This window comes from Streptomyces sp. NPDC101227 (assembly GCF_044767545.1).
In the GTDB taxonomy this organism is placed as follows: Bacteria; Actinomycetota; Actinomycetes; order Streptomycetales; family Streptomycetaceae; genus Streptomyces.
The window spans coordinates 190,531-209,176 of record NZ_JBIWOD010000004.1 but is presented as its reverse complement, the minus strand read 5'-3'; the positions used below and the strand labels follow the sequence as shown (position 1 = coordinate 209,176).

General features: G+C 73.1%; 17 protein-coding genes. 5 read left to right on the top strand and 12 right to left on the bottom strand.

Translation table 11 applies throughout. The features are described 5' to 3' along the window. Positions 1-135: 135 nt before the first annotated feature. Together ACIRPT_RS10550 and ACIRPT_RS10545 are read right to left on the bottom strand one after the other, a co-directional pair. Positions 136-1,455, bottom strand: a complete 1,320-nt coding sequence (locus ACIRPT_RS10550) for an Ig-like domain-containing protein (protein ID WP_403825069.1) — start codon at positions 1,453-1,455, stop codon at positions 136-138. Between the two features lie 81 nt (positions 1,456-1,536). Further along, a complete protein-coding gene (locus ACIRPT_RS10545; RefSeq protein ID WP_403825066.1) occupies positions 1,537-2,733 on the bottom strand; it encodes a CaiB/BaiF CoA transferase family protein in 1,197 nt (398 codons plus the stop codon). A gap of 305 nt (positions 2,734-3,038) precedes the next feature. On the opposite strand from ACIRPT_RS10545, the gene ACIRPT_RS10540 reads away from it, so the two are divergent. Next, positions 3,039-3,299 carry a hypothetical protein gene (locus ACIRPT_RS10540; protein WP_403505213.1) on the top strand — a complete coding sequence of 87 codons (261 nt, stop codon included), beginning with the start codon at positions 3,039-3,041 and terminating at the stop codon, positions 3,297-3,299. A gap of 44 nt (positions 3,300-3,343) precedes the next feature. Here ACIRPT_RS10540 and ACIRPT_RS10535 read toward each other — a convergent pair whose 3' ends face one another. Continuing rightward, complete coding sequence (locus ACIRPT_RS10535) at positions 3,344-3,958, bottom strand: Yip1 family protein (RefSeq protein ID WP_403825064.1); 615 nt, start codon at positions 3,956-3,958, stop codon at positions 3,344-3,346. A 122-nt stretch (positions 3,959-4,080) separates the two neighbouring features. Between ACIRPT_RS10535 and ACIRPT_RS10530 the strand changes: the two genes are divergently transcribed. Beyond that, the gene (locus ACIRPT_RS10530; RefSeq protein WP_403505208.1) at positions 4,081-4,797 is read left to right on the top strand and encodes a VIT family protein; all 717 of its coding nucleotides are present in this window, start codon (positions 4,081-4,083) and stop codon (positions 4,795-4,797) included. Between the two features lie 34 nt (positions 4,798-4,831). Here the strand turns inward: ACIRPT_RS10530 and ACIRPT_RS10525 are convergent, their stop codons facing one another. The 5 genes from ACIRPT_RS10525 to ACIRPT_RS10505 form a co-directional block, all read right to left on the bottom strand. Then, positions 4,832-5,956, bottom strand: a complete 1,125-nt coding sequence (locus ACIRPT_RS10525) for a P1 family peptidase (protein WP_403825060.1) — start codon at positions 5,954-5,956, stop codon at positions 4,832-4,834. 39 nt (positions 5,957-5,995) lie between these two features. Then, complete coding sequence (locus tag ACIRPT_RS10520) at positions 5,996-6,817, bottom strand: hypothetical protein (RefSeq protein WP_403825057.1); 822 nt, start codon at positions 6,815-6,817, stop codon at positions 5,996-5,998. A 461-nt stretch (positions 6,818-7,278) separates the two neighbouring features. After that, positions 7,279-8,436, bottom strand: a complete 1,158-nt coding sequence (locus tag ACIRPT_RS10515; RefSeq protein ID WP_403825055.1) for a low temperature requirement protein A — start codon at positions 8,434-8,436, stop codon at positions 7,279-7,281. Positions 8,437-8,461: 25 nt separating this feature from the next. Further along, entirely contained in the window at positions 8,462-8,788 is a 327-nt protein-coding gene (locus ACIRPT_RS10510) for a nuclear transport factor 2 family protein (RefSeq protein ID WP_403505197.1), read from the bottom strand. 167 nt (positions 8,789-8,955) lie between these two features. Next, complete coding sequence (locus ACIRPT_RS10505) at positions 8,956-9,987, bottom strand: methyltransferase (RefSeq protein WP_403825052.1); 1,032 nt, start codon at positions 9,985-9,987, stop codon at positions 8,956-8,958. A 181-nt stretch (positions 9,988-10,168) separates the two neighbouring features. On the opposite strand from ACIRPT_RS10505, the gene ACIRPT_RS10500 reads away from it, so the two are divergent. Both ACIRPT_RS10500 and ACIRPT_RS10495 read left to right on the top strand, forming a co-directional pair. Continuing rightward, entirely contained in the window at positions 10,169-11,434 is a 1,266-nt protein-coding gene (locus ACIRPT_RS10500; RefSeq protein ID WP_403825049.1) for an amidohydrolase, read from the top strand. A gap of 101 nt (positions 11,435-11,535) precedes the next feature. Then, positions 11,536-12,648: a MerR family transcriptional regulator gene (locus ACIRPT_RS10495; protein ID WP_403825046.1), complete on the top strand. Its 1,113-nt coding sequence runs from the start codon at positions 11,536-11,538 to the stop codon at positions 12,646-12,648. Positions 12,649-12,824: 176 nt separating this feature from the next. On the opposite strand, the gene ACIRPT_RS10490 is transcribed toward ACIRPT_RS10495, so the two are convergent. The 4 genes from ACIRPT_RS10490 to ACIRPT_RS10475 all read right to left on the bottom strand — a co-directional run bounded on the left by ACIRPT_RS10490 (position 12,825) and on the right by ACIRPT_RS10475 (position 16,976). Next, positions 12,825-13,709, bottom strand: coding sequence for a S1 family peptidase (locus ACIRPT_RS10490; protein ID WP_403825043.1), 885 nt, complete (start codon positions 13,707-13,709; stop codon positions 12,825-12,827). 283 nt (positions 13,710-13,992) lie between these two features. Next, a complete protein-coding gene (locus ACIRPT_RS10485) occupies positions 13,993-15,201 on the bottom strand; it encodes an FAD-dependent oxidoreductase (protein WP_403825040.1) in 1,209 nt (402 codons plus the stop codon). Positions 15,202-15,271: 70 nt separating this feature from the next. Further along, on the bottom strand, positions 15,272-16,087 hold the full coding sequence (locus ACIRPT_RS10480) for a sulfite exporter TauE/SafE family protein (protein ID WP_403825037.1): 816 nt from the start codon (positions 16,085-16,087) through the stop codon (positions 15,272-15,274). Between the two features lies 1 nt (position 16,088). Next, entirely contained in the window at positions 16,089-16,976 is an 888-nt protein-coding gene (locus ACIRPT_RS10475; RefSeq protein ID WP_403825034.1) for a GntR family transcriptional regulator, read from the bottom strand. A 143-nt stretch (positions 16,977-17,119) separates the two neighbouring features. On the opposite strand from ACIRPT_RS10475, the gene ACIRPT_RS10470 reads away from it, so the two are divergent. Beyond that, on the top strand, positions 17,120-18,535 hold the full coding sequence (locus ACIRPT_RS10470; protein WP_403825031.1) for a rhodanese-like domain-containing protein: 1,416 nt from the start codon (positions 17,120-17,122) through the stop codon (positions 18,533-18,535). Positions 18,536-18,646 lie beyond the last annotated feature (111 nt).

Below are 18,646 nucleotides of genomic sequence, written 5' to 3'. Positions count from 1 at the left end.
GGGTGGGGGGGGGTGGGGGGGGGGGCCGGGGGGGGGCCCCCGGGGGGGGGGGGGGGGGCGGGGGGGGGGCCGGGGGGGGGGGCCCCCCCCCGGGGGCGCCCCCCCCCCCCGCCGGCGATCAGGATCGGGTCGGGGTCAGACCGCGCTGCCCGCCTGCCACTCCGACCACGAGAGGTTCCAGCCGTTGAGGCCGTTGTCCGGCTTGACGGTCTGGTCGTGGGAGTTCTTCACGATGACGACGTCGCCGACCAGCGACTCGTTGAAGAACCACTTGCCCGGGGTGTCGCCACCGCCGCCCTTCTGGTCGCGCAGGCCGACGCAGCCGTGGCTGGTGCCGGAGTTGCCGAAGACGGACGAGGCGCCCCAGTAGTTGCCGTGGATGAAGGTGCCGGAGGACGACAGGCGCATGGCGTGCGGGACGTCCTTGATGTCGTACTCGCCGCCGAAGCCGACCGTCGAGCCGTCCATCCGGGTCTGCTCGAACTTCTCCGAGATCACCATCTGGCCGTTGTAGGTCGGGTGGTCGGGGCTGCCGCCGGAGATCGGGATGTCCTTGAAGGTCTTGCCGTCCCGCTTGATCGTCATGTGCTGGGTGTTCATGTCGACCGTGGAGACCTGCGAGCGGCCGATGGTGAAGGAGACCGTCTTGGACTGGACGCCGGTGATGCCCTCGCCGCCCTTCACCCCGTCAAGGTCGATCTTCATGGTGACCTTGGAGCCGGCCTTCCAGTAGTCCTGCGGCCGGAAGTCCAGGCGCTGGGCGCCGAACCAGTGGCCGACGACCTGCTGGCCGCTGCTGGAGGTGACCTTGATGTGGGACTGGACGTCCTTCTTGTTGCTGATCACCTTGTCGAAGTTGAAGGAGACCGGCATGCCGACGCCGACGGTCTTGCCGTTGTCGGGGGTGTAGGTGCCGATGAAGCTGTTGGCCGAGGAGACGGTGCTGAAGGTGGCGTTCTCGGTGGCCGAGCGGCCCTTGGCGTCCTTGGCGTTCGCCGTGATCTTGTACTTGGTGCCGCGCTCCAGCTGGACGCCCGGCTTCCAGGAGGTCTTGTCGGCCGATATGGCGCCGGCAACCGGGGCGCCGGAGTCGGCCACGGTGAGCTTCACATCGGTCAACTTGCCGCCGGTGACCGTCACCCCGGTGTCGTTGATGCTGGCGTCGGTGGCGCCGTCCTTCGACGACACCTTGATCTTGGCGTCCGAAGAGTCCTTCTTGGCCGCGGCGTCCGCGCCGGCCTGGCCGTTCTTGGCGTCATGACCGCCCGCCTCGGCGTCGCCGCCACAGGCCGACAGGGCCAGTGCGCCCGCGGCGAGCAGCGCGGTCACGGCCAGCGCCCGGCGGGTGCGGCGCGATGTGCCCGCGGCTGACTGCTCTTCCGGATGGAGCGGCTGGTGCGGGGTGCGGGACCAGGCGGGCGCGGGGTTGTCCGGCGATGTCACGAGCTGCTCCATACAGGGGTGTTGTGATTCCGTGCTGGTAAACAGCACCTACAGGCGGATTTGGTTGCGGGTACGGCCGCGTTGTGACGAAGGTCACACTCGCGGGGGGAGGGGCTTGTCGGCCGGCCCCGACAACCAGGTTCGCAGCGGGGCGCCGTGTTCGTCCAGGCGGGGTGGCGCCTGCGGTTGGGCCACCGGGGTCTCCGAGAGGCGGAGCGGGCTGGCGACTTGAGGTATCCGGCCCTCGCCGACCGGCGTGACCGGGGCGAGCCCGAGCCGCTCCGCCAGTGCCAGCGCCTCGGAGAGCGTATTGACCGGCCCGCACGGCACGGACGCGGCGCCCAGCCGCTCGGTCCAGCCCTGCGGGGTGTCCGCCGCCAGCAGCTCCTCCAGCGCCCTCACGAGATCGGTGCGGTGGCGCACCCGGTCCTGGTTGCGTGCGAACCGCACGTCCCCGGCCAGTTCCGGCGCGCCGAGCGCCCCCGCCAGCGCCCGGAACTGCCGGTCGTTGCCCACCGCGACGGCGAGCAGCCCGCCCCGGCAGGCCAGAGTCTCGTACGGGGCGATGCTCGGGTGACGGTTGCCCATCGGCCCCGGGTCGTGCCCGGTGGCCAGATGGCCGGACGCCTGGTTGACCAGCGAGCCGAGCAGCGAGGACAGCAGATTGACCTCCACCAGCTGGCCCCGGCCGGTGCGGTCCCGGTGCCGCAGCGCCGCGAGGATGCCGGTGGCGGCGTCCTTGGCGGTCAGCACGTCCACCAGCGCGACGCCCGCCTTCAGGGGCGTACCGCCCGGCTCCCCGGTGATGCTCATCAGGCCGCCGACGGCCTGCACCACGAAGTCGTAGCCCGGCAGATGGGCGCCCTCGCCCGAGCCGAAACCGGTGATGGTGCAGTGCACCAGGCCGGGGTTGGCGGCCCGGGTGGCCGCGTGGTCCAGGCCGTATTTGGCCAGCGAGCCGGGCCGGAAGTTCTCGATCAGTACGTCGGCCCGGCGGGCCAGTTCGCGGGCGGCGGCCGCATCATCCGGATCGCCGAGATCCAGGGCCAGGCCGCGCTTGGAGCGGTTGGCGGCATCGAAGTACGCGGCGGTCCCGTCCGCGGCGAACGGCGGGCCCCAGGCGCGGGTGTCGTCGCCGGTTCCGGGCCGCTCCACCTTGATCACCTCGGCGCCCAGGTCGGCGAGCGTCGCGGCGGCCAGCGGCCCGGCCAGCACCCGGCTGAAGTCGGCCACCACAATGCCTTCGAGGGCGCGGGCTGGGAGCTCGGGCGGCGGGGACTGCTGCGGCACGGGCGTACTCCTCACGTCGCGGACAGGGTGCGGCCATGGTCGGGGGCGGTCTTCGCCGGGTGGAAGCCTCCGCGGTGTCCAAGGAGAAGGGCCCCACCCTGCCGCGCCGGAGGGTGGCGGCGGCGCGCCCCGAGCCGGACACCGGTAAAGGGCCGAAATGTCATAGGAGATACATCACTTAGCGCATTAGGGCGCTAGATCCCCTGTTGAAAGCCCTCGGCCGTGGTGTCCAATGGAACGGGCCGGTCCAGTTCTGCCCCGTCCGGCCCGGTTCCGCCCAGCGCCTGCCCGTCCTGGAGGTCCGTATGCTCCCCTCCGTTTCGATTCTGCAGCACGTCATCCTCGCCGTGCTGCTGGTCGCGACCGTCGCCTGGTTCGTCGCGCTGGCCAGACTCGTACGACGGGCCCGCGGCCAGGCGGCGGCGGACCGGGCGAGGCCGCGGCGGCTCGGCTCCGTACCGCGGCAGACCGGGCCCGCCGGGCCGCCCTCGGAGAGCGTGGAGCTGAGCCCCGCGGAGCGCGAGGCGTTCGCACTGCTCGTACGGCAGTTGACCGGCCGCGGCTAGGGTCTGTCCGATGGGTCAGGGTCGGATCGCCGAGCGGACACGCCCTAGCGGACCGGCCCCAGCCGCAGCAGCGCCAGCGCGGCCAGCATCTGCACCGACACCGCGGCCGCCGACTTCAGTGTCGGCAGATGATGCTGACCGCGGATCAGCAGTACGGCGAGGACATAGCCGAAGCCCCAGGTCGCATAGGTCGCGGCCTGGACGAAGGTGGCGTCGGTCGGCAGCCAGGCCACGATGGCCAGCCGCGGCAGATCCGTCACCCAGAACACCACGATGAACAGGCTCGCGGTCGGCGCGTAGCGGCCGTTGCCGCCGAGGGTGCGGGCGATGGCGTGGGTGACCGATCCCAGCGCGAGGCTGGCCACCAGGACGCCCGCCTCGGCCAGCCCGGCCAGTTGGAGCGCCATGGTCCGGTTCGCCGACCACTGCTGCCGGAAGGCCTCCACCGACAGTATTCCGATACCGCCGCTGACCAGCGACAACAACACCGCCGCACCCCATGCGCCACGGTCTCGCGCCTCGTCCAGGGTCTCCACCGGCCGGTACCAGAGCCCGAAGATCAGCCGGTGCCACCACAGACGGCGGCGGGGCGCGGGCTGCGGGGGCTCCGGGCGGACGAGCGTGGGGGGAGGCGTGGGGGGAGGTGGCGATGCGGACATACGGCCGTTTCTACCACCGGCGATTTCGCGGCGGTGCGGGGGCGTCGGGCGGCGGCACCGTGATGGGGGTACCTCCCGGTCGAGCGGTAGCCGAGACCGGGTGAGGATGAGACGCTCGGCCGGTGAGCCCCCAGACACCAGAGCACGACGAGGCCCATGGCGGCGGACTCGGCAGCCGGCTCAACTGGCTGCGGGCCGCGGTTCTCGGCGCCAACGACGGCATCGTCTCCACCGCCGGACTCGTCGTCGGCGTGGCCGGCGCCACCGAGGACCGCGGCGCCCTGCTGACCGCGGGCCTGGCCGGACTGCTGGCCGGATCGATGTCGATGGCCGCGGGCGAATACGTCTCGGTCTCCACCCAGCGCGACTCCGAAAAGGCGGCCCTGGCCCAGGAGAAGCGCGAGCTGGCCACCGAACCGCAGGCCGAACTCATCGAGCTGACCGAGCTGCTGAAGGGCAAGGGGCTCAGCGCGGAGCTGGCAGGGGAGGTCGCCGAGCAGCTCACCGAGCACGATGCGCTGCGCGCCCACGCGGAGGTCGAGCTGGGCATCGACCCCGACGAGCTCACCAACCCCTGGCACGCGGCCGGCGCCAGCTTCCTCGCCTTCACCGCGGGCGCGCTGCTGCCGCTGCTGGCGATCGTGCTGCCGCCCGCCGCGCTGCGGCTGCCCATCACCGTGGTCTCGGTGCTCGCCGCGCTCGCGCTGTGCGGCTGGAGCAGCGCCCGGATGGGCGCCGCCCCCATCCGCCGGGCGGTGCTGCGCAACGCCGGCGGCGGCGCGCTGGCGATGGCGGTGACGTACGCGGCGGGGGCCCTGCTCGGAGCCGCCGGGGTATGAGCCGGGACCGCCGCCCGCCCCGGTAACGCGCCCGTCAGCCCCCGTAGAGATCCCGGTACGAGGGGAACAGGCCCCCCGGACCGTCCACCGTCTCCGCCGCCAGGGCCGCCTTGACCACCGCCCGCATCAGCACGTCGGCCCCGGCGGCGAGGACCTCGTTCAGCGCCCCGGCCTCCACATGCACCCCGAACACCGGGTCGGTCCGGGCCTCTTCCGGCGCGAGCGGGCGGACGGCGGTGGACAGCGCGAAGACCGTGTCGCCGTCGGAGAGGAGATGGACGGGGCGGACCGCGCGGGCCAGGCCGTCGTGGGCGGTGCCCGCGAGCTTGTGGGCCTGGGCGCCGGTGAGGACGGCGTCGGTGGCGACGACCGCGAGCGTGGTGTTGAGCGGCGGGCGGACCGAGGCCGCCGTCCGGACCCGCGTGAGGTCCCTGGCCTCGGCGAGCCGCCGCTGGGCGGTGGCGTGGACGTCGGGTGAGGGGAAGGCGGCCGGGCCGCCCGCCAGCCGCCCGTGGAGCGCGCCGGTGTCGGGATCGGCGAAGCCGCCCGCCGCGTTGACGGCGACCAGCGCGGCGACGGTGACGCCCGAGGGCAGCACCACGCTCGCGGTCCCGATACCGCCCTTGAGGCCGCCGGCCACCGCACCCGTACCGGCGCCCGTATTGCCCTGCACCACCGGCGAGAGAGGGTCGGAATGCGCCGCGGCCTCGGCCGCCGCCCGCCCCAGCGCGGCATCCGGCCGGGCCCGCCAGTCGCCGCCGCGCCCCAGGTCGAACAGGGCGGCGGCCGGGACCACCGGGACGACCTGCGAGGGATCGGGGCCGACGCGGAAGCCGCGGCCCCGCTCCTCCAGCCAGACCGCCACACCGGACGCGGCGTCCAGCCCGAAGGCGCTGCCGCCGGTCAGCACCACCGCCTCCACCCGCTGTACGAGATTGCGCGGATCCAGCGCATCCGTCTCGCGGGTGCCGGGCCCGCCGCCCCGTACGTCGACGGCCGCGACCGCGCCGCCCTCCGGGGCGAGCACCACGGTGGTGCCGGTCAGATATCCCTCGCCGGTCCGCTCGGCGTGGCCCACCCGCAGCCCGGTGACATCGGTCAGCGCGTCGTGCGGGCCCGGCAGATGCGGTACGTCCCGTCCCTGCTGTGCGTCAGCCATGGGTCATGGGTACCACGCCCGTGGGCGCCCGGGCAGGAGTCAGTGACGGGCCGGGCCCATCACGATGACCGGGTGCTGGGCGGGGTCCAGGGTGCGCAGCAGTTCCCGCATCACGTCCGGCTTGAGGCTCACACATCCCTGGGTGGGGCCGTCGTGGTCGACGTGCAGCCAGACGCCGCCGCCCTTGTGCGCGCCGTCAGGCCGCTGCTGGTCCAGCGGGGAAGTGCCCGCCACGCGGTTGTAGTTGATGGCGATGACGTAGTCGAAGGCGCCGGCCAGCGGCTCGCCCTCGACGCCGGTGCCGTTGGCGACGAAGCTGCGGTTGTGGTCGTAGGGGAGCTTGGTGCCGCCCGGCGCGGGGAGGCGGCCGCCCGCGTCGGTGAGGGTGTAGACGCCCTGCGGGGAGCGGAGGTCGCCGTAGTGGTGATCGTCGGTCCAGCCGTGGGCGGCGTTGTGCGCGGCCCAGGTGCGGCCGGGCTGCCAGTCGTCGGAGCCCTTGGCGCGGGTGTAGAGGACGACGCGGGACTCGTAGGAGTCGCCGTCCTCGCCGGTGACGACCAGCACCTGGCGGGTGCCGGACGGTATCTGCTTGCGGACGGCGTCGCTCAGCCCGGGGATCGACCGGGCGGCGGGGGCGGCGTTCGGCACGCTCTTGGGGGCGGGCCGGTTCTGGGCCGTGTCCGGTCCTGCGGCCGTCTTCGTCGCGCCGTTCTTGCCGTCGGCCAGGCTGTCGTGATCGTCGCCCGAGGCCGGCCAGGCCCACAGGGCGGTGCCGACCAGGGTGGTGAGGGCCAGGCCGCCCACGGCCTTGCTGCGCCGGGACAGGCTCATGCGCGCGCGGTTCTGTGCGTGGCGGGCCATCGCTGGCGTCTCCTCAGGTGCGGACGGACGGATCAGGTTACGGACGGGCGGACGGCCCCCGAAATGCGGTAACCGGACTGCTGATACGGAAACCCGCAGGCATAAAAGGGGCAATCTGCACCCTACCGCGTTCGTACCGGGGTCCCTCCCCCGACCCCGGGGGAGGGCGGGGAACCAGAGGATGGTGGCAGAAGAAGTGGTTCCCGTTCGCGGCGAATTGGCGGGGAATGAGGCGGCCGCGACGGGGGCGGAGCGCGGTCGGGACGGACCGCTCCCCGCGGCCGAAAATGGCTGGATCCGGCATCAACTCGGCAGTTCGTCACGCGAGTTCGACGGCCGCGGTCGGCGGCCCCGCGGGATTCGCCCGGATCGGCGCCCGCGCACGGCCGTTCGGCACGCTTACGGGCGAAGCGGCGCCCGGAACCGTAACCACAGGACCGGACCGGACCGCCCGTCACCGGCTACTCCGCCAGCGCCGCACCCTGCCGAGCCGTCAGCGTGACCCCCACCGCCACCGTGACGGACGCCACCACACCGGCCGACAGCACCGCGAACCCTCCCGCGAACGTGCAGGCCAGGACCAGTACCGACGACACCGGAAGCACCAGCTGCTGCGCCAGGCCGCGCTTTTGATGACGCGAATGGATCAGCCACACCGTGAACATGAACAGCGCGGCGGGCACCGTGACACAGGCCGACGCCGCCACCGGCGACAGATGCGCCTTGCCCACCGACGCCTCCACCGCGATCTCGACCCCGGCGCCGATCGCCGCCGCCGAGGCGTACACGAGATAGTGGCCGTAGCCCCACACGAACGCCTGATTGTGGGAGCGCAGATGCAGATGGATGGGGACCGCGAAATAGATCCAGTACGCGGCGAAGACCAGCAGCAGGCCGCCGCCCGCGATCGGCAGCAGGCTGCCCAGCTCGTCGTTCTCGTCCAGCGCGGACTGCACGGCGACGGTGGCCGCCGCGATCGTCTCGCCGAGCACGATGATCGTGAACAGGCCGTAGCGCTCCGCGATGTGATGCGGATGCCAGGCCGTCTTCCAGTCCCGCTCGGCGAAGGCGGGCACCGACAGCTCCAGCAGCCCCATCACCACGAACACCCAGGGCACTTCGCCCGCGGGCACGAACAGCAGCGCAACCCACCCGACCTGGCAGATGGACACGCCCAGTGCATAGCGCAGCGCGGTACGCCGCTCGGCGCCCTCGCTGCCGTGCGCGGCCCGCAGCCACTGGGAGACCAGGGCCAGCCGCATCACCACATACCCGAACCACACCACCCCGAAGTCGGCGGCGGTGAAGGCGCGCGGCACGCCCGCGGCCAGGATCAGCACACCGGCGATCTGGACCAGGGTCACCACCCGGAACAGCGCATCGTCGGTGTCGTACGCCGAGGCGAACCAGCTGAAGTTGACCCAGGCCCACCAGATCGCGAAGAACAGCATCAGATAGCCGGTGATGCCGTGCCCCGGGTGGCCCTCCGCCAGGGCGTGCACCAGCTGGCGGCCGGCCTGCGCGATGGCCACCACGAAGCACAGGTCGAAGAAGAGCTCCAGCGGGGTGGCGGTGCGGTGCGCCTCGTCGCGGCTGCGCGCCCGCATGGGGACCGTCACGGGGGATCGTCGCCTCGCCCTGGGGTCAGCCGGTGATCCGCATCAGCGCGATGCGGTCGCCCTCGACGGTGAAGGCGAAGTCGGAGGGGCCGGTGTAGCCGTTGCCGCCGACCTGGAGGCTGACCGTGGTGGTGTTGCCCTGCGTCCGTACGGCCGTCACCTCGAGGGTGACCTGCCGGCCGATGAACTCCGAGTCGCTCCAGTCGCGGATCTCCTCCTGGCCCCGGAACTCGCGTCCCCAGTCGTTGACCGCCCCGTCGTCGGCGAAGGCGGCGAGAAAGCCGTCGATGTCACCGCCGTTGGCGGCACGCAGGGCACGGTCGACGGGCGCGGGGAGAGGCGGGGTGGGCATGGTGGCTCCTTGGCTCCGGGCGCGGGTTCCGGCCCCGGGCGGGGCGCGCGGTGCCATCAGTACATCCCGGCCGGGCCGCGGCACCGGCGAGGGCGGCGGGGGCGCGGCGTGTCGTGTCGCGGCAGCCGGGGCCTTCCCAGCCCCGCCCCCGGCCCGCCCGACAGGCCCTAATCCGCCACCGCCTCCACGATCGACGGGAACGCCGCCGTCGGCAGCACCCGCGTCAGCCGGAAGCCGCCGTCCGAAAGCAGCGTCGCGAACTCCTGCGCGGTGCGCTCCTGGCCGTCCAGGAGCGCCATCATCGCGACGTCCAGCGTCTTGCCGAAGTGCGGCGCATTGCCCTGCGGCAGGACGCATTCGATGACCAGCAGCCGGCTGCCACGCGACATCGCCGCATGACAGGTGCGCAGGATGCCGCGGCAGTCCGCGTCCGGCCAGTCGTGCAGCACATGCTTGAGGACATAGACGTCCCCGCCCTCCGGCACGGACGCGAAGAAATCGCCCTCCTCGGTGCGCCAGCGGCCCTTGACCTCGTCGCCGTCCAGCAGATGGCGGGCCAGCGGGGGCGGCTGGTCGAAGAGCACGCCGGACAGCTGCGGGTGACGGCGCAGCACGGCGCGCAGCAGGCCGCCGCGGCCGCCGCCGACGTCCACGACCGTGCCGGCCTCCGGGAACGGATACGCGGCGACCACCGCCTCGTCCACCGGCCCCGACAGCGCTGACATCCCGCTGTCGAAGAGCTCGCGGCGCTCCGGGTCGGACGCCAGATGCGTGAAGAGCGGCGCCCCGAAGAGCCGTTCGAAGGCCGCGCCGCCCTCCCGTACCGCCTCCGGCATCAGCGCCGAGGTCCGCAGGAACAGCTCGTCGGTGCTCAGCATGATGGCGGGGTGCAGCGAGTCGGGAACGTCGGTGCGCAGCGGTGCGGCGGCCGGGGTCAGCTGGAAGGCACCGGCGGCGTCCTCCCGGAAGATGCCGCGGGCGGCCAGATAGCGCAGCACCCGGCGCAGATGCGGGGCGTGGGTGTCGGTGGCGACGGCCAGCTGCTCGGCGGTGCGCGGGCCCTCGGCCAGGTGGTCGGCGATGCGGTAGTGGGCCGCGGTGCGCAGCGCGGCCGAGAAGAGGTGGCCCATGGCCTGGTCCATCAGGTGGGCCGCGAGGTCGCTGGGCGCGCCGTTCGGCGGCGTGGATGAGGTCGCCAATGTCAGCCTCCGGTCAACGGCTCGGGCGGGCTGGTTCACGGTCGCAGCCGGGCGCCCGGGTGTCACGAGGCGGCCGCGCGCGACCCGCGAAGTCCGGCCAGCCCGGGGCGCGTACGGACCCGTGCCGTCCGGTACGTCCGCCAGGGGGTGCGGGCGCCACGGTTCATGGTCGAATGCCCGTATGAGCGACAGTGACCACTCCCGCCCCGTCATCGACTCCGTCCTGGCCCCGCTCGACAACCGCCTCGCGGACCTGGTGGCGCTCTACGAGGACCTGCACCGCCACCCCGAACTCGGCTTCCACGAAACCCGTACGGCAGCCGAGGCCGCGCGCCGGCTGACCGCGTACGGCTATGACGTCACCACCGGCATCGGCGGCACCGGCGTCACGGGCGTCCTGCGCAACGGCCCCGGCCCGGTGGTCCTCCTGCGCGCCGACATGGACGCCCTGCCCGTCACCGAACGCTCCGGCCTCGACTACGCCTCCACCACCCCCGGCCGGATGCACGCCTGCGGCCACGACGTGCACGTCACCTGCCTGCTGGGCGCCGCCGACCTGCTCGCCGAGGCCCGCGACCACTGGTCCGGCACCCTGGTCGCGCTGTTCCAGCCCGCCGAGGAGGTCGGCAACGGCGCCCAGGCGATGCTGGACGACGGCCTCTACAGCAAGGGCCTGGTGCCCGTCCCCGATGTGGTGCTGGCCCAGCATGTCGCCCCGTTCGGCGCCGGGTTGATCGCCTACTGCCCCGGCGCCTGCATGGCCGCCGCCGACAGCCTGGAGATCACCTTCCACGGCAGCGGCGGACACGGCTCCCGCCCGGAGACCACCATCGACCCCATCCTGATGGCGGCCGCGTTCGTCCAGCGGGTGCAGTCCGTCGTGGCCCGCGAGGTGGCCCCCAAGGACCAGGCCGTCGTCAGCGTCGGCTCCTTCCACGCCGGGGACAGCGCGAACGTCATCCCCGAACAGGCCGTCGTACGGCTCAGCGTCCGCAGCTTCGACGAGACCGTACGGACCCGGGTCCTGGCCGCCATCGACCGCATCGCCCGCGCCGAGGCCACCGCCTCCGGCGCCGACCGCGCCCCGCAGACGAAGATCCTCGACTCCTTCCCCGTCACCGTCAACGAGTCCCGGACCCTGCGCAAGGTCAACGAGGAATTCACCCGGCTCTTCGGCGAACAGCGGCTGTTCGCCTACGACCCGGCATCGGGATCCGAGGACGTCGGAGTGCTGGCGACCGCCGCCGAGGCGCCCCTCTACTACTGGTGGCTGGGCGGCTGGGACCCGGAGGAGTTCCGTACGGCGCTCGCGGCCGGGCGGCTGGCGCAGGACATCCCGTCCAACCACTCGCCGCACTTCGTGCCGGTGGTGCGGCCGACGCTCACGATGGGCGTACAGGCGCTGACGGCCGCGGCGATGAACCGGCTGGACGCGGGCGGCAACTGAGGATGTGGCACGTCCGTGACCCCGTCCGTTGACCTTGCCCTTGGGGAAAGGCCCAGCATCGGCCGTACCGGGCCGAGACCCGGTACGAGGAGGGCGGAGGGATGGACGGGAACGGCGCCGGCACCGGCGGTCTGCTGACCATCGGGGCGTTCGCACGGGCCTGCCGGCTCTCGCCCAAGGCGCTGCGCCTGTACGACGACCTGGGGCTGCTGACACCGGCCCGGGTCGACCCGGACAACGGCTACCGCCGCTACGCCCCGGCACAGCTGGAGCGCGCGCAGCTGGTCGCCTCGCTCCGCCGGCTCGGGATGCCGCTGGCCCGCATCCGTGAGGTGTGCGAGCTGGCGCCCGGCCCGGCGGCCGAGGCGGTCGCCGCGTACTGGGCGAAGGCCGAGGCCGACACCGCCGCCCGCCGGGACCTGGCCGCCTTCCTCGTCGACCAGCTGAAGAGGAAGGACGACACCGTCATGACCGCATCAGGCACACCCGTACCCCGCGTACCCGCCCCGTTGACGATGCGCTGCGCCGCCGGGACCGACCGGGGGCTGATCCGGCCGGCCGGCCAGGACGCGGCGTACGCGGGCCCCCGGCTGCTGGCCGTGGCCGACGGCTACGGCCAGCTGGGCGGCCCGGCCGCGGCCGCCGCGATCGAGGAGCTCAAGCCTCTCGAGGACGCCGGTCCGGCCTCCGGTGACCTGCTCGCCGCCCTGGAGGACGCGGCCCGCCGCGCCAACCGGGCGGCCCCGACGGCCGATGCGGCCACGGGCTGCACCCTGACCGCACTGCTCCGCTCCGGCTCGTGGCTGGGGCTGCTGCACGTGGGGGACTCGCGCGCGTACGTCCTGCGCGACTCCGGCCTCTTCCGGATCACCCACGACCACAGCGTGGTGCAGTCCCTGATCGACGAGGGCCGGCTCACCCCGGAGGAGGCGCCCGCGCACCCCGACCGCGCGCTGCTGCTGCGCGCCCTCGACGGCGGCCCGGAATTCACCCCCGACCTCCAGCTCCTGGAGGCCCGGCCCGGCGAGCGGTATCTGCTGTGCACCGACGGCCTGTCGGGAGTGGTGGCCCCCGAGGCGATACGGCACACGCTGACCGCGGCCACCGCCCCCGAGGACGCCGTACGGAGCCTGCTCGCCCTGGCCCACGAGGCGGGCGCACCGGACAACGTGGGGTGCGCGGTGGGGGAGGTGGAGGTGGCGCGGGCGGCTTGAGCCCCTACCCCTGTGGGCGGCTTGCCGCTTCGCCCCCGCGGGCAGGGATATCGCAAGGGGCGCTCGCCACCCTTACGGGCCCACCCTTAAGGGAAGGGGGCGCAGCTCCCGAGCTGCGCCCCGCCCCTCATACGCGGCAATCGCCGGCATCGGTCACCGCGTACGCATGCGCCGGGTCAGCCGATGGTCTTGGCCACCCAGTCCTTGAAGTGGTGGATCTCGGTGTAGATGTCCGGGCTCTCGCCGCAGACGTGCCCCACGCCGCGGCTGTCGACGCCGACGATCACCCAGCGGCCGGCGACCTTCTTCAGCAGCGGGGAGCCGGAGTCGCCGCCGCACGGGCCGAACGTCCCCGTGGGGTTGTCGGCGCACACATCGCCCTTGTGGATGCCCCAGGAGTCGTCGCCGTCCGGGCCCTTCACGCACTCGGGCGTGTCGGCCGGGATGGTCTTGGTGTCGAGCTGCTGTAGGGCCCTGGGGAGCTTGTCCTGTCCCTTGTCGCCCGGCTTGGTGTAACCCCAGCCGATCTCCCGGACGGCGGTGCCGGCCGGGGTCGCGTCGGGCGACATCGCGACCGGCGCCTGCGGCACCTTCTTGCTCAGATGCAGCAGCGCGAGGTCGCTGCCGTAGTTGCGGTCGTCCGAGGCGACGTGGTCGGGGTGGACGGTGATGCTCCGGACGCCCACGACCGTGCCGCCGATGGTCCGGTCCTTGGAACCCACCCGGACGGTGAGGTCCTTGGCCGGGATGACCTCGGTCTTCCCGTCCTTGCCCGGCTTGGAGACGCAGTGCGCCGCGGTGACCACCCAGTCGCCGCGGATCAGCCCGCCGCCGCAGGTGAACGCCTTTGCGTCGCCCCAGCCGCCGTGGATCGCGGCCATGAACGAGTAGGCCGGCGCCGCGCCGCCGCCGATGATCTTCGGTGAGTCGTCACCGGGCCCGGCGGTGGGGGCGGCCCCGGCCGTTCCCGTCATCGCCCCGACGAGCATGGTCGCGGCGACCGCGACCGGCGCGTAACGCGCCCGCTTGACGGCGCTCTTCAACTTCGTACCGCGTGTCACGTATGAACTGCCCTTTCGCACGTAAGTACAGCTTCTGGGAGGCGGCGCCGACCACTTGCGTCATGTCGTACGACCCAGACGGTGAGTGGCTCAGCGGCCACAGAAGTAACAACAGTCACAACATTCACAGGTGGCACATGAGTTGCGGTATCCGTTGTCGTACTCAGATGTGGGCGCGAGCTAACTAGGCATCTGGAGGCGGGAGTTGAGGTGAAAGACGTCAACCCGTGTGGCCCTTACGGCGTCCCTCCCGCCCCTCCCGCCCCTCCCGTCCCCGCCCTTCCTACGCCAGCCCCTTCAGCATTCCCTTGAAGTACAGCTGCGGCAGCCCGTAGCGCTTGAGGAACCACATGTCGGTGCGCTCCCGGGTGGTGTCCAGGAAGGGGATGGAGGGGGCGGGCCGCAGGTCGTAGTCGAACTCGGCGAGGAGCATCTTGTGGCGGGCGGTGACCAGGGGGCAGGAGGTGTAGCCGTCGTAGCGGGCCGTGGCGGGGCGGTCGCGGAGGCCGGAGAGCAGGTTGGCGACGACGACGGGGGCCTGCTTGCGGATTGCCGCGCCGGTCTTCGACGTCGGGAGGCTGGCTACGTCGCCCAGCGTGAACACCTCGGGGAAATCGGGGTGCTGGAGGGTCTCCCGGTCCGCCTTGACGTACCCGTAGGGGGAGTCGGGGTCGGCGAGCGGGCCGCCCGCCAGCCACTCGGGGGCGCGCTGCGGCGGCACGGCGTGGAGGAGGTCGTAGCGGATGGTCTCGGCGGCGCCGGTGGCGTGGTCGGTGATCACGGCCTCGCGGGCGGCGCCGTCCAGGGCCGTCATCTCGGACCTGAGCCGCACCTCGATGCCGTAGCGCCTGGCCGTCTCCTCCAGCGCACGGGAGAACACCGGCACCTTGAACATCGCGGGCTCCGGGAGCACCAGGACGGTGCGGATCGCGCCCAGGACGCCGCGCTTGCGCCAGTGGTCGGCCGCCAGGTACGCGATCTTCTGCGGGGCGCCGCCGCACTTCACCGGGCCGGACGGCATGGTGAACACCGCCGTGCCGCGCCGCATCCGGCGGATCAACTCCCAGGTGTGCGGGGCGAGGTCGGGCCGGTAATTGCTGCTGACGCCGCCGTGGCCGAGGGCCGTGGCCAGGCCGGGTATGCCGTCCCAGTCGAGTTGCAGGCCGGGCGCGAGGACCAGCCGCCCGTACGTGAGGGTCCGGCCGGACGCGGTGGTGATCGTATGGGCGACCGGATCGACGGCCGTCGCGCGCTCGCGCAGCCAGCGCACGCCGGGCGGGATCACCTCCGCCTCGGTGCGCAGTGCGGCGCGCAGCGGCGCCTGCCCGCCGCCGACCAGCGTCCACAGCGGCTGGTACCAGTGCGTTTCCGAGGGCTCCAGCAGCGCGATGTCCCGCACTCCGGCGCGGCGTAAGCGGGCGGCGACGGTGATGCCTGCGGTGCCGCCGCCGACGATCAGGATCTGGTGGTGGGCGGGGGCAGGGGGCGTCATGGGGATCCTCCGGTAGGGGTTGTTGTTGCGGTCCGTGGTGTGGCTGACCGTGGTGTGGCTGACCGCGCCGTCACAGGCGGGGTATTGCGGTGGCCGCCATGCCGACCGCGAGGACGGCGATGAGAGAGGCGAACGACCTGGTCAGGGCCGATGCGGGCAGGCGGGCCGAGAGACGGTTGCCAAGGTAGCTGCCCACCGCCGTACAGGCCGCGAAACCGGCCAGCAGCGGCCAGTCCAGGGCGCCGGTACCGGCCCTGATGGCCAGCGCCGTGGTCGAGTTGATGAGGATGACGAGGAGCGAGGTGCCGACGGCGACCGGCATCTCCAGGCCCAGTACGAGCGTGAGGGCCGGTACGACGACGAAGCCGCCGCCGACGCCGAAGAAGCCGGTGAGCAGGCCGACGGCCGAGGCGGTGACGGCAATCCGGGCGGGGCGGCGACGGGCACCCGGCGTCTGTCGCTCCCGCCGTCCCTGCGCCTCCCGCCGTCCCTGTGCCTCCTTCTGCTCCCGTGCCTTCCGCCGCCCCTGTAACAGCAGCGCCGCCGCCACCGTCAGCATCAGCCCCGCGAACGCCGCCATCAGCGCCGTCGGGTCCAGCGCCGCGCTCCACCGGGTGCCGAGAAAGCTGCCCGCCGTGCCCAGCAACCCGAAGACCGCCCCGGCCGCCCAGCGGACCCGGCCCGCGCGGGCATGGCAGGCCAGTCCCGTCACCGCGCCGACCGCGACAACGATCAACGCGCCCGCCGTGGCCTCGTGCGGCGACTGGCCGAGCAGATAGACCAGCGCCGGAACGGCCAGGATCGAACCACCGCCGCCGAGCGCACCCAGCAGCACCCCGATCAGCAGCCCGCACGGCAGCGCCGCGACGGCTAAGACGACGGACACCCTAGGCGGACGGAGCCGAGGCCGACGACGGCGCAGAGGCCGCAGCCGAGACCGACGGCGGAGCCGAGACCGAAGCCGAGGCGGACGACGGAGCCGGAACCGCGGCCCGCGGCTCCAGCGCAACGGCCCCGCTCGCATCGGACCACTCCGCGACGAAGGCGAACCGGTCGCCGCGCACCACCGTCTCGCGCCACTCCACCGGCCGCTCCCCCGCCCTCCCCAGCCGCTCGATCGCGAACGCCGCCTCCCGGTCGGCCAGCCCCAGCAGCCACGCCTGCCGGATGTCCGGCAGGAACGGCTGGATCCGCTCGCGGCCACCGGTGACCTTCACCCCGCACAGGCGCGACAGTTCGCCGTAGAGCGAGGTGTGTCCGAAGCCGGCCGTCAGCAGCGGCTCGGCGATCTCCGCGGGCAGATACGCGGTGTCATGGGCGAGCGGCTCGCCGTCCGCCAGCCGCAGCCGCTCCAGTACGACCAGCGGCGCGTCGGGAAGCAGCTCCAGCTGCCTCGCGACCGTCCCGTCCACCGTCCGCTCCAGCCGCAGCACCTCGCTGCGCTGCTCCACGCCCTGACCCTCCAGCTCGCGGAAGAGGCTGTAGAGCGAGCCGAGCGGCTGCTGTATGCGACGGGTGTCCAGGCGGCTGGCGCGGCCGCGTTCGGCGATCACCAGGCCGTCGGCGCGCAGCGTGCGCAGCGCCTCGCGGACGGTGTGCCGGCTGACCTCGTACTCCCCGGTGAGCCGGTGCTCGGCCGGGAACTCCCGGGTGAACGCGCCGGCTTCCATGCGCCGCCGCAGATCGGCGGAGAGCTGCGCCCACAGGGGGAGCGGCGAACTCCGGTCCAGGGGCCGCGGGCCGGGGTCGGGGGAGTCCGGCTGGTGGGTCGTCATGGATTCCTCCGCGGGCGGGCGTACGGGGATGTGGCGGGGCGGACTTGTTGCCGCCTCTCGCGCTGCTTAATGTACGTACATCCGTGCATCCGCACAACGGACCCTGCCCGAGCGGGCCTTGGGCACACCCCCTGGAGGCCACCGTGCATTTCGCGCAGTACTACCTCGACTGCCTCTCCCAGGCGTCGTACCTCATCGGCGACCAGCGCACCGGACGCGCCGTCCTGGTCGACCCCCGACGCGACATCGACGACTACCTGCGCGACGCGGACGAGGTCGGCCTGCGCATCGAACTGGTCATTGAGACGCACATTCACGCCGACTTCCTCTCCGGCCATCTCGAGCTGGCGCGCGCGACCGGCGCCACCATCGCCTTCGGCGAGGCCGCCGCGACCGGCTTCCCCATCCGGCGGTTACGGGACGGCGAACGGATCTCGCTGGGACCCTCCGACGACGAGGGCGTCACCCTCACCGTGCTCGCCACCCCCGGCCACACCCTCGAATCCATCTGCCTGGTCATCCATGAACACCCCGACGACGACGTGCCGTTCGGCGTACTGACCGGCGACACGCTCTTCGTCGGCGACGTCGGCCGCCCCGACCTCCTCTCCGCCGCCGGGCACTCCCCGGACGAGATGGCCGTACGGCTGCACCGCTCCCTGCACACCAAACTCATGGTGCTCCCGGACGCGACCCGGGTCTTTCCCGCACACGGCGCCGGCTCGGCCTGCGGCCGCAACCTCTCCACCGAGACCAGCTCCACCATCGGCGACCAGCGGCGCCTCAACTACGCCCTCCAGCCCATGCCGGAGAGCGAATTCGTCCGGCTGATCACCGCGAGCCAGCCCGCCGCGCCCGGCTACTTCGCGCACGACGCCGCCCTCAACCGCGACGGACATCCCCTCCTGGACGCCGCCCCCCTGGCGGCCCTCACCCTGGAAGAGGCGCGCACCGCCCGTGACGAGCACGGCGCCGCCCTCCTGGACTGCCGCCCCCTCGCCGCCTACACCCGCGCCCACCTCGCCGGATCGCTGCACGCCGGCCTCGAAACCCGCTTCGCCGAGTACGCCGGCAGCGTGGTGGCGCCCGGCACCCCCATCGTGCTGCTCGCCGACCCCGGTACGGAGGCCGAGGCCCGCCTCCGCCTCGCCCGCATCGGCTACGACCGCGTCCTCGGCCACGTCCCCGACCCGGCGGCGGCCCTTGCCCGGCGGCCCGCGCTGGCCACCCGCAGCCACCGGATCGACGCGGACCAACTCCCCGCCACCCAGCCCCTCTCCGGCCAACTCGCGGCTGAACGGCACCAGTTGATAGACGTCCGAAACGCGGCCGAATTCGAGGCGGGCGCGCTTCCCGGGGCCCGCAACATCCCCCTGGCCACCCTCCGCGACCAGGCCGACCACCTGGACCGCGACCGACCGGTCGTCCTGTACTGCCGCAGCGGGAACCGGTCGGTGATCGCGGCGGCACTGCTGGAGGCGCGGGGGTTCGGCGATGTGCGGGATGTGGTGGGCGGCTATCAGGCGGCGGCGGGGGAGACGGCGGGCCGGGCGGGGTGAGGGGATCCGCCGACGCGGGGAAACCGCGGGGGCGCGAAGGGATTGGCGGCACCGGAAGCCGGGCAGAAAGGTCCGGGGCCCGCCGGGTACCGAACACTCGTACACCGGACG

What these genes read in the sequence shown, in the direction of transcription:
- ACIRPT_RS10550 (WP_403825069.1), bottom strand. Translation starts at nt 1,455, where the DNA reads ATGGAGCAGCTCGTGACATCGCCGGACAACCCCGCGCCCGCCTGGTCC.
- ACIRPT_RS10540 (WP_403505213.1), top strand. Translation starts at nt 3,039, where the DNA reads ATGCTCCCCTCCGTTTCGATTCTGCAGCACGTCATCCTCGCCGTGCTG.
- ACIRPT_RS10535 (WP_403825064.1), bottom strand. Translation starts at nt 3,958, where the DNA reads ATGTCCGCATCGCCACCTCCCCCCACGCCTCCCCCCACGCTCGTCCGC.
- ACIRPT_RS10525 (WP_403825060.1), bottom strand. Translation starts at nt 5,956, where the DNA reads ATGGCTGACGCACAGCAGGGACGGGACGTACCGCATCTGCCGGGCCCG.
- ACIRPT_RS10520 (WP_403825057.1), bottom strand. Translation starts at nt 6,817, where the DNA reads ATGGCCCGCCACGCACAGAACCGCGCGCGCATGAGCCTGTCCCGGCGC.
- ACIRPT_RS10510 (WP_403505197.1), bottom strand. Translation starts at nt 8,788, where the DNA reads ATGCCCACCCCGCCTCTCCCCGCGCCCGTCGACCGTGCCCTGCGTGCC.
- ACIRPT_RS10500 (WP_403825049.1), top strand. Translation starts at nt 10,169, where the DNA reads ATGAGCGACAGTGACCACTCCCGCCCCGTCATCGACTCCGTCCTGGCC.
- ACIRPT_RS10495 (WP_403825046.1), top strand. Translation starts at nt 11,536, where the DNA reads ATGGACGGGAACGGCGCCGGCACCGGCGGTCTGCTGACCATCGGGGCG.
- ACIRPT_RS10485 (WP_403825040.1), bottom strand. Translation starts at nt 15,201, where the DNA reads ATGACGCCCCCTGCCCCCGCCCACCACCAGATCCTGATCGTCGGCGGC.
- ACIRPT_RS10475 (WP_403825034.1), bottom strand. Translation starts at nt 16,976, where the DNA reads ATGACGACCCACCAGCCGGACTCCCCCGACCCCGGCCCGCGGCCCCTG.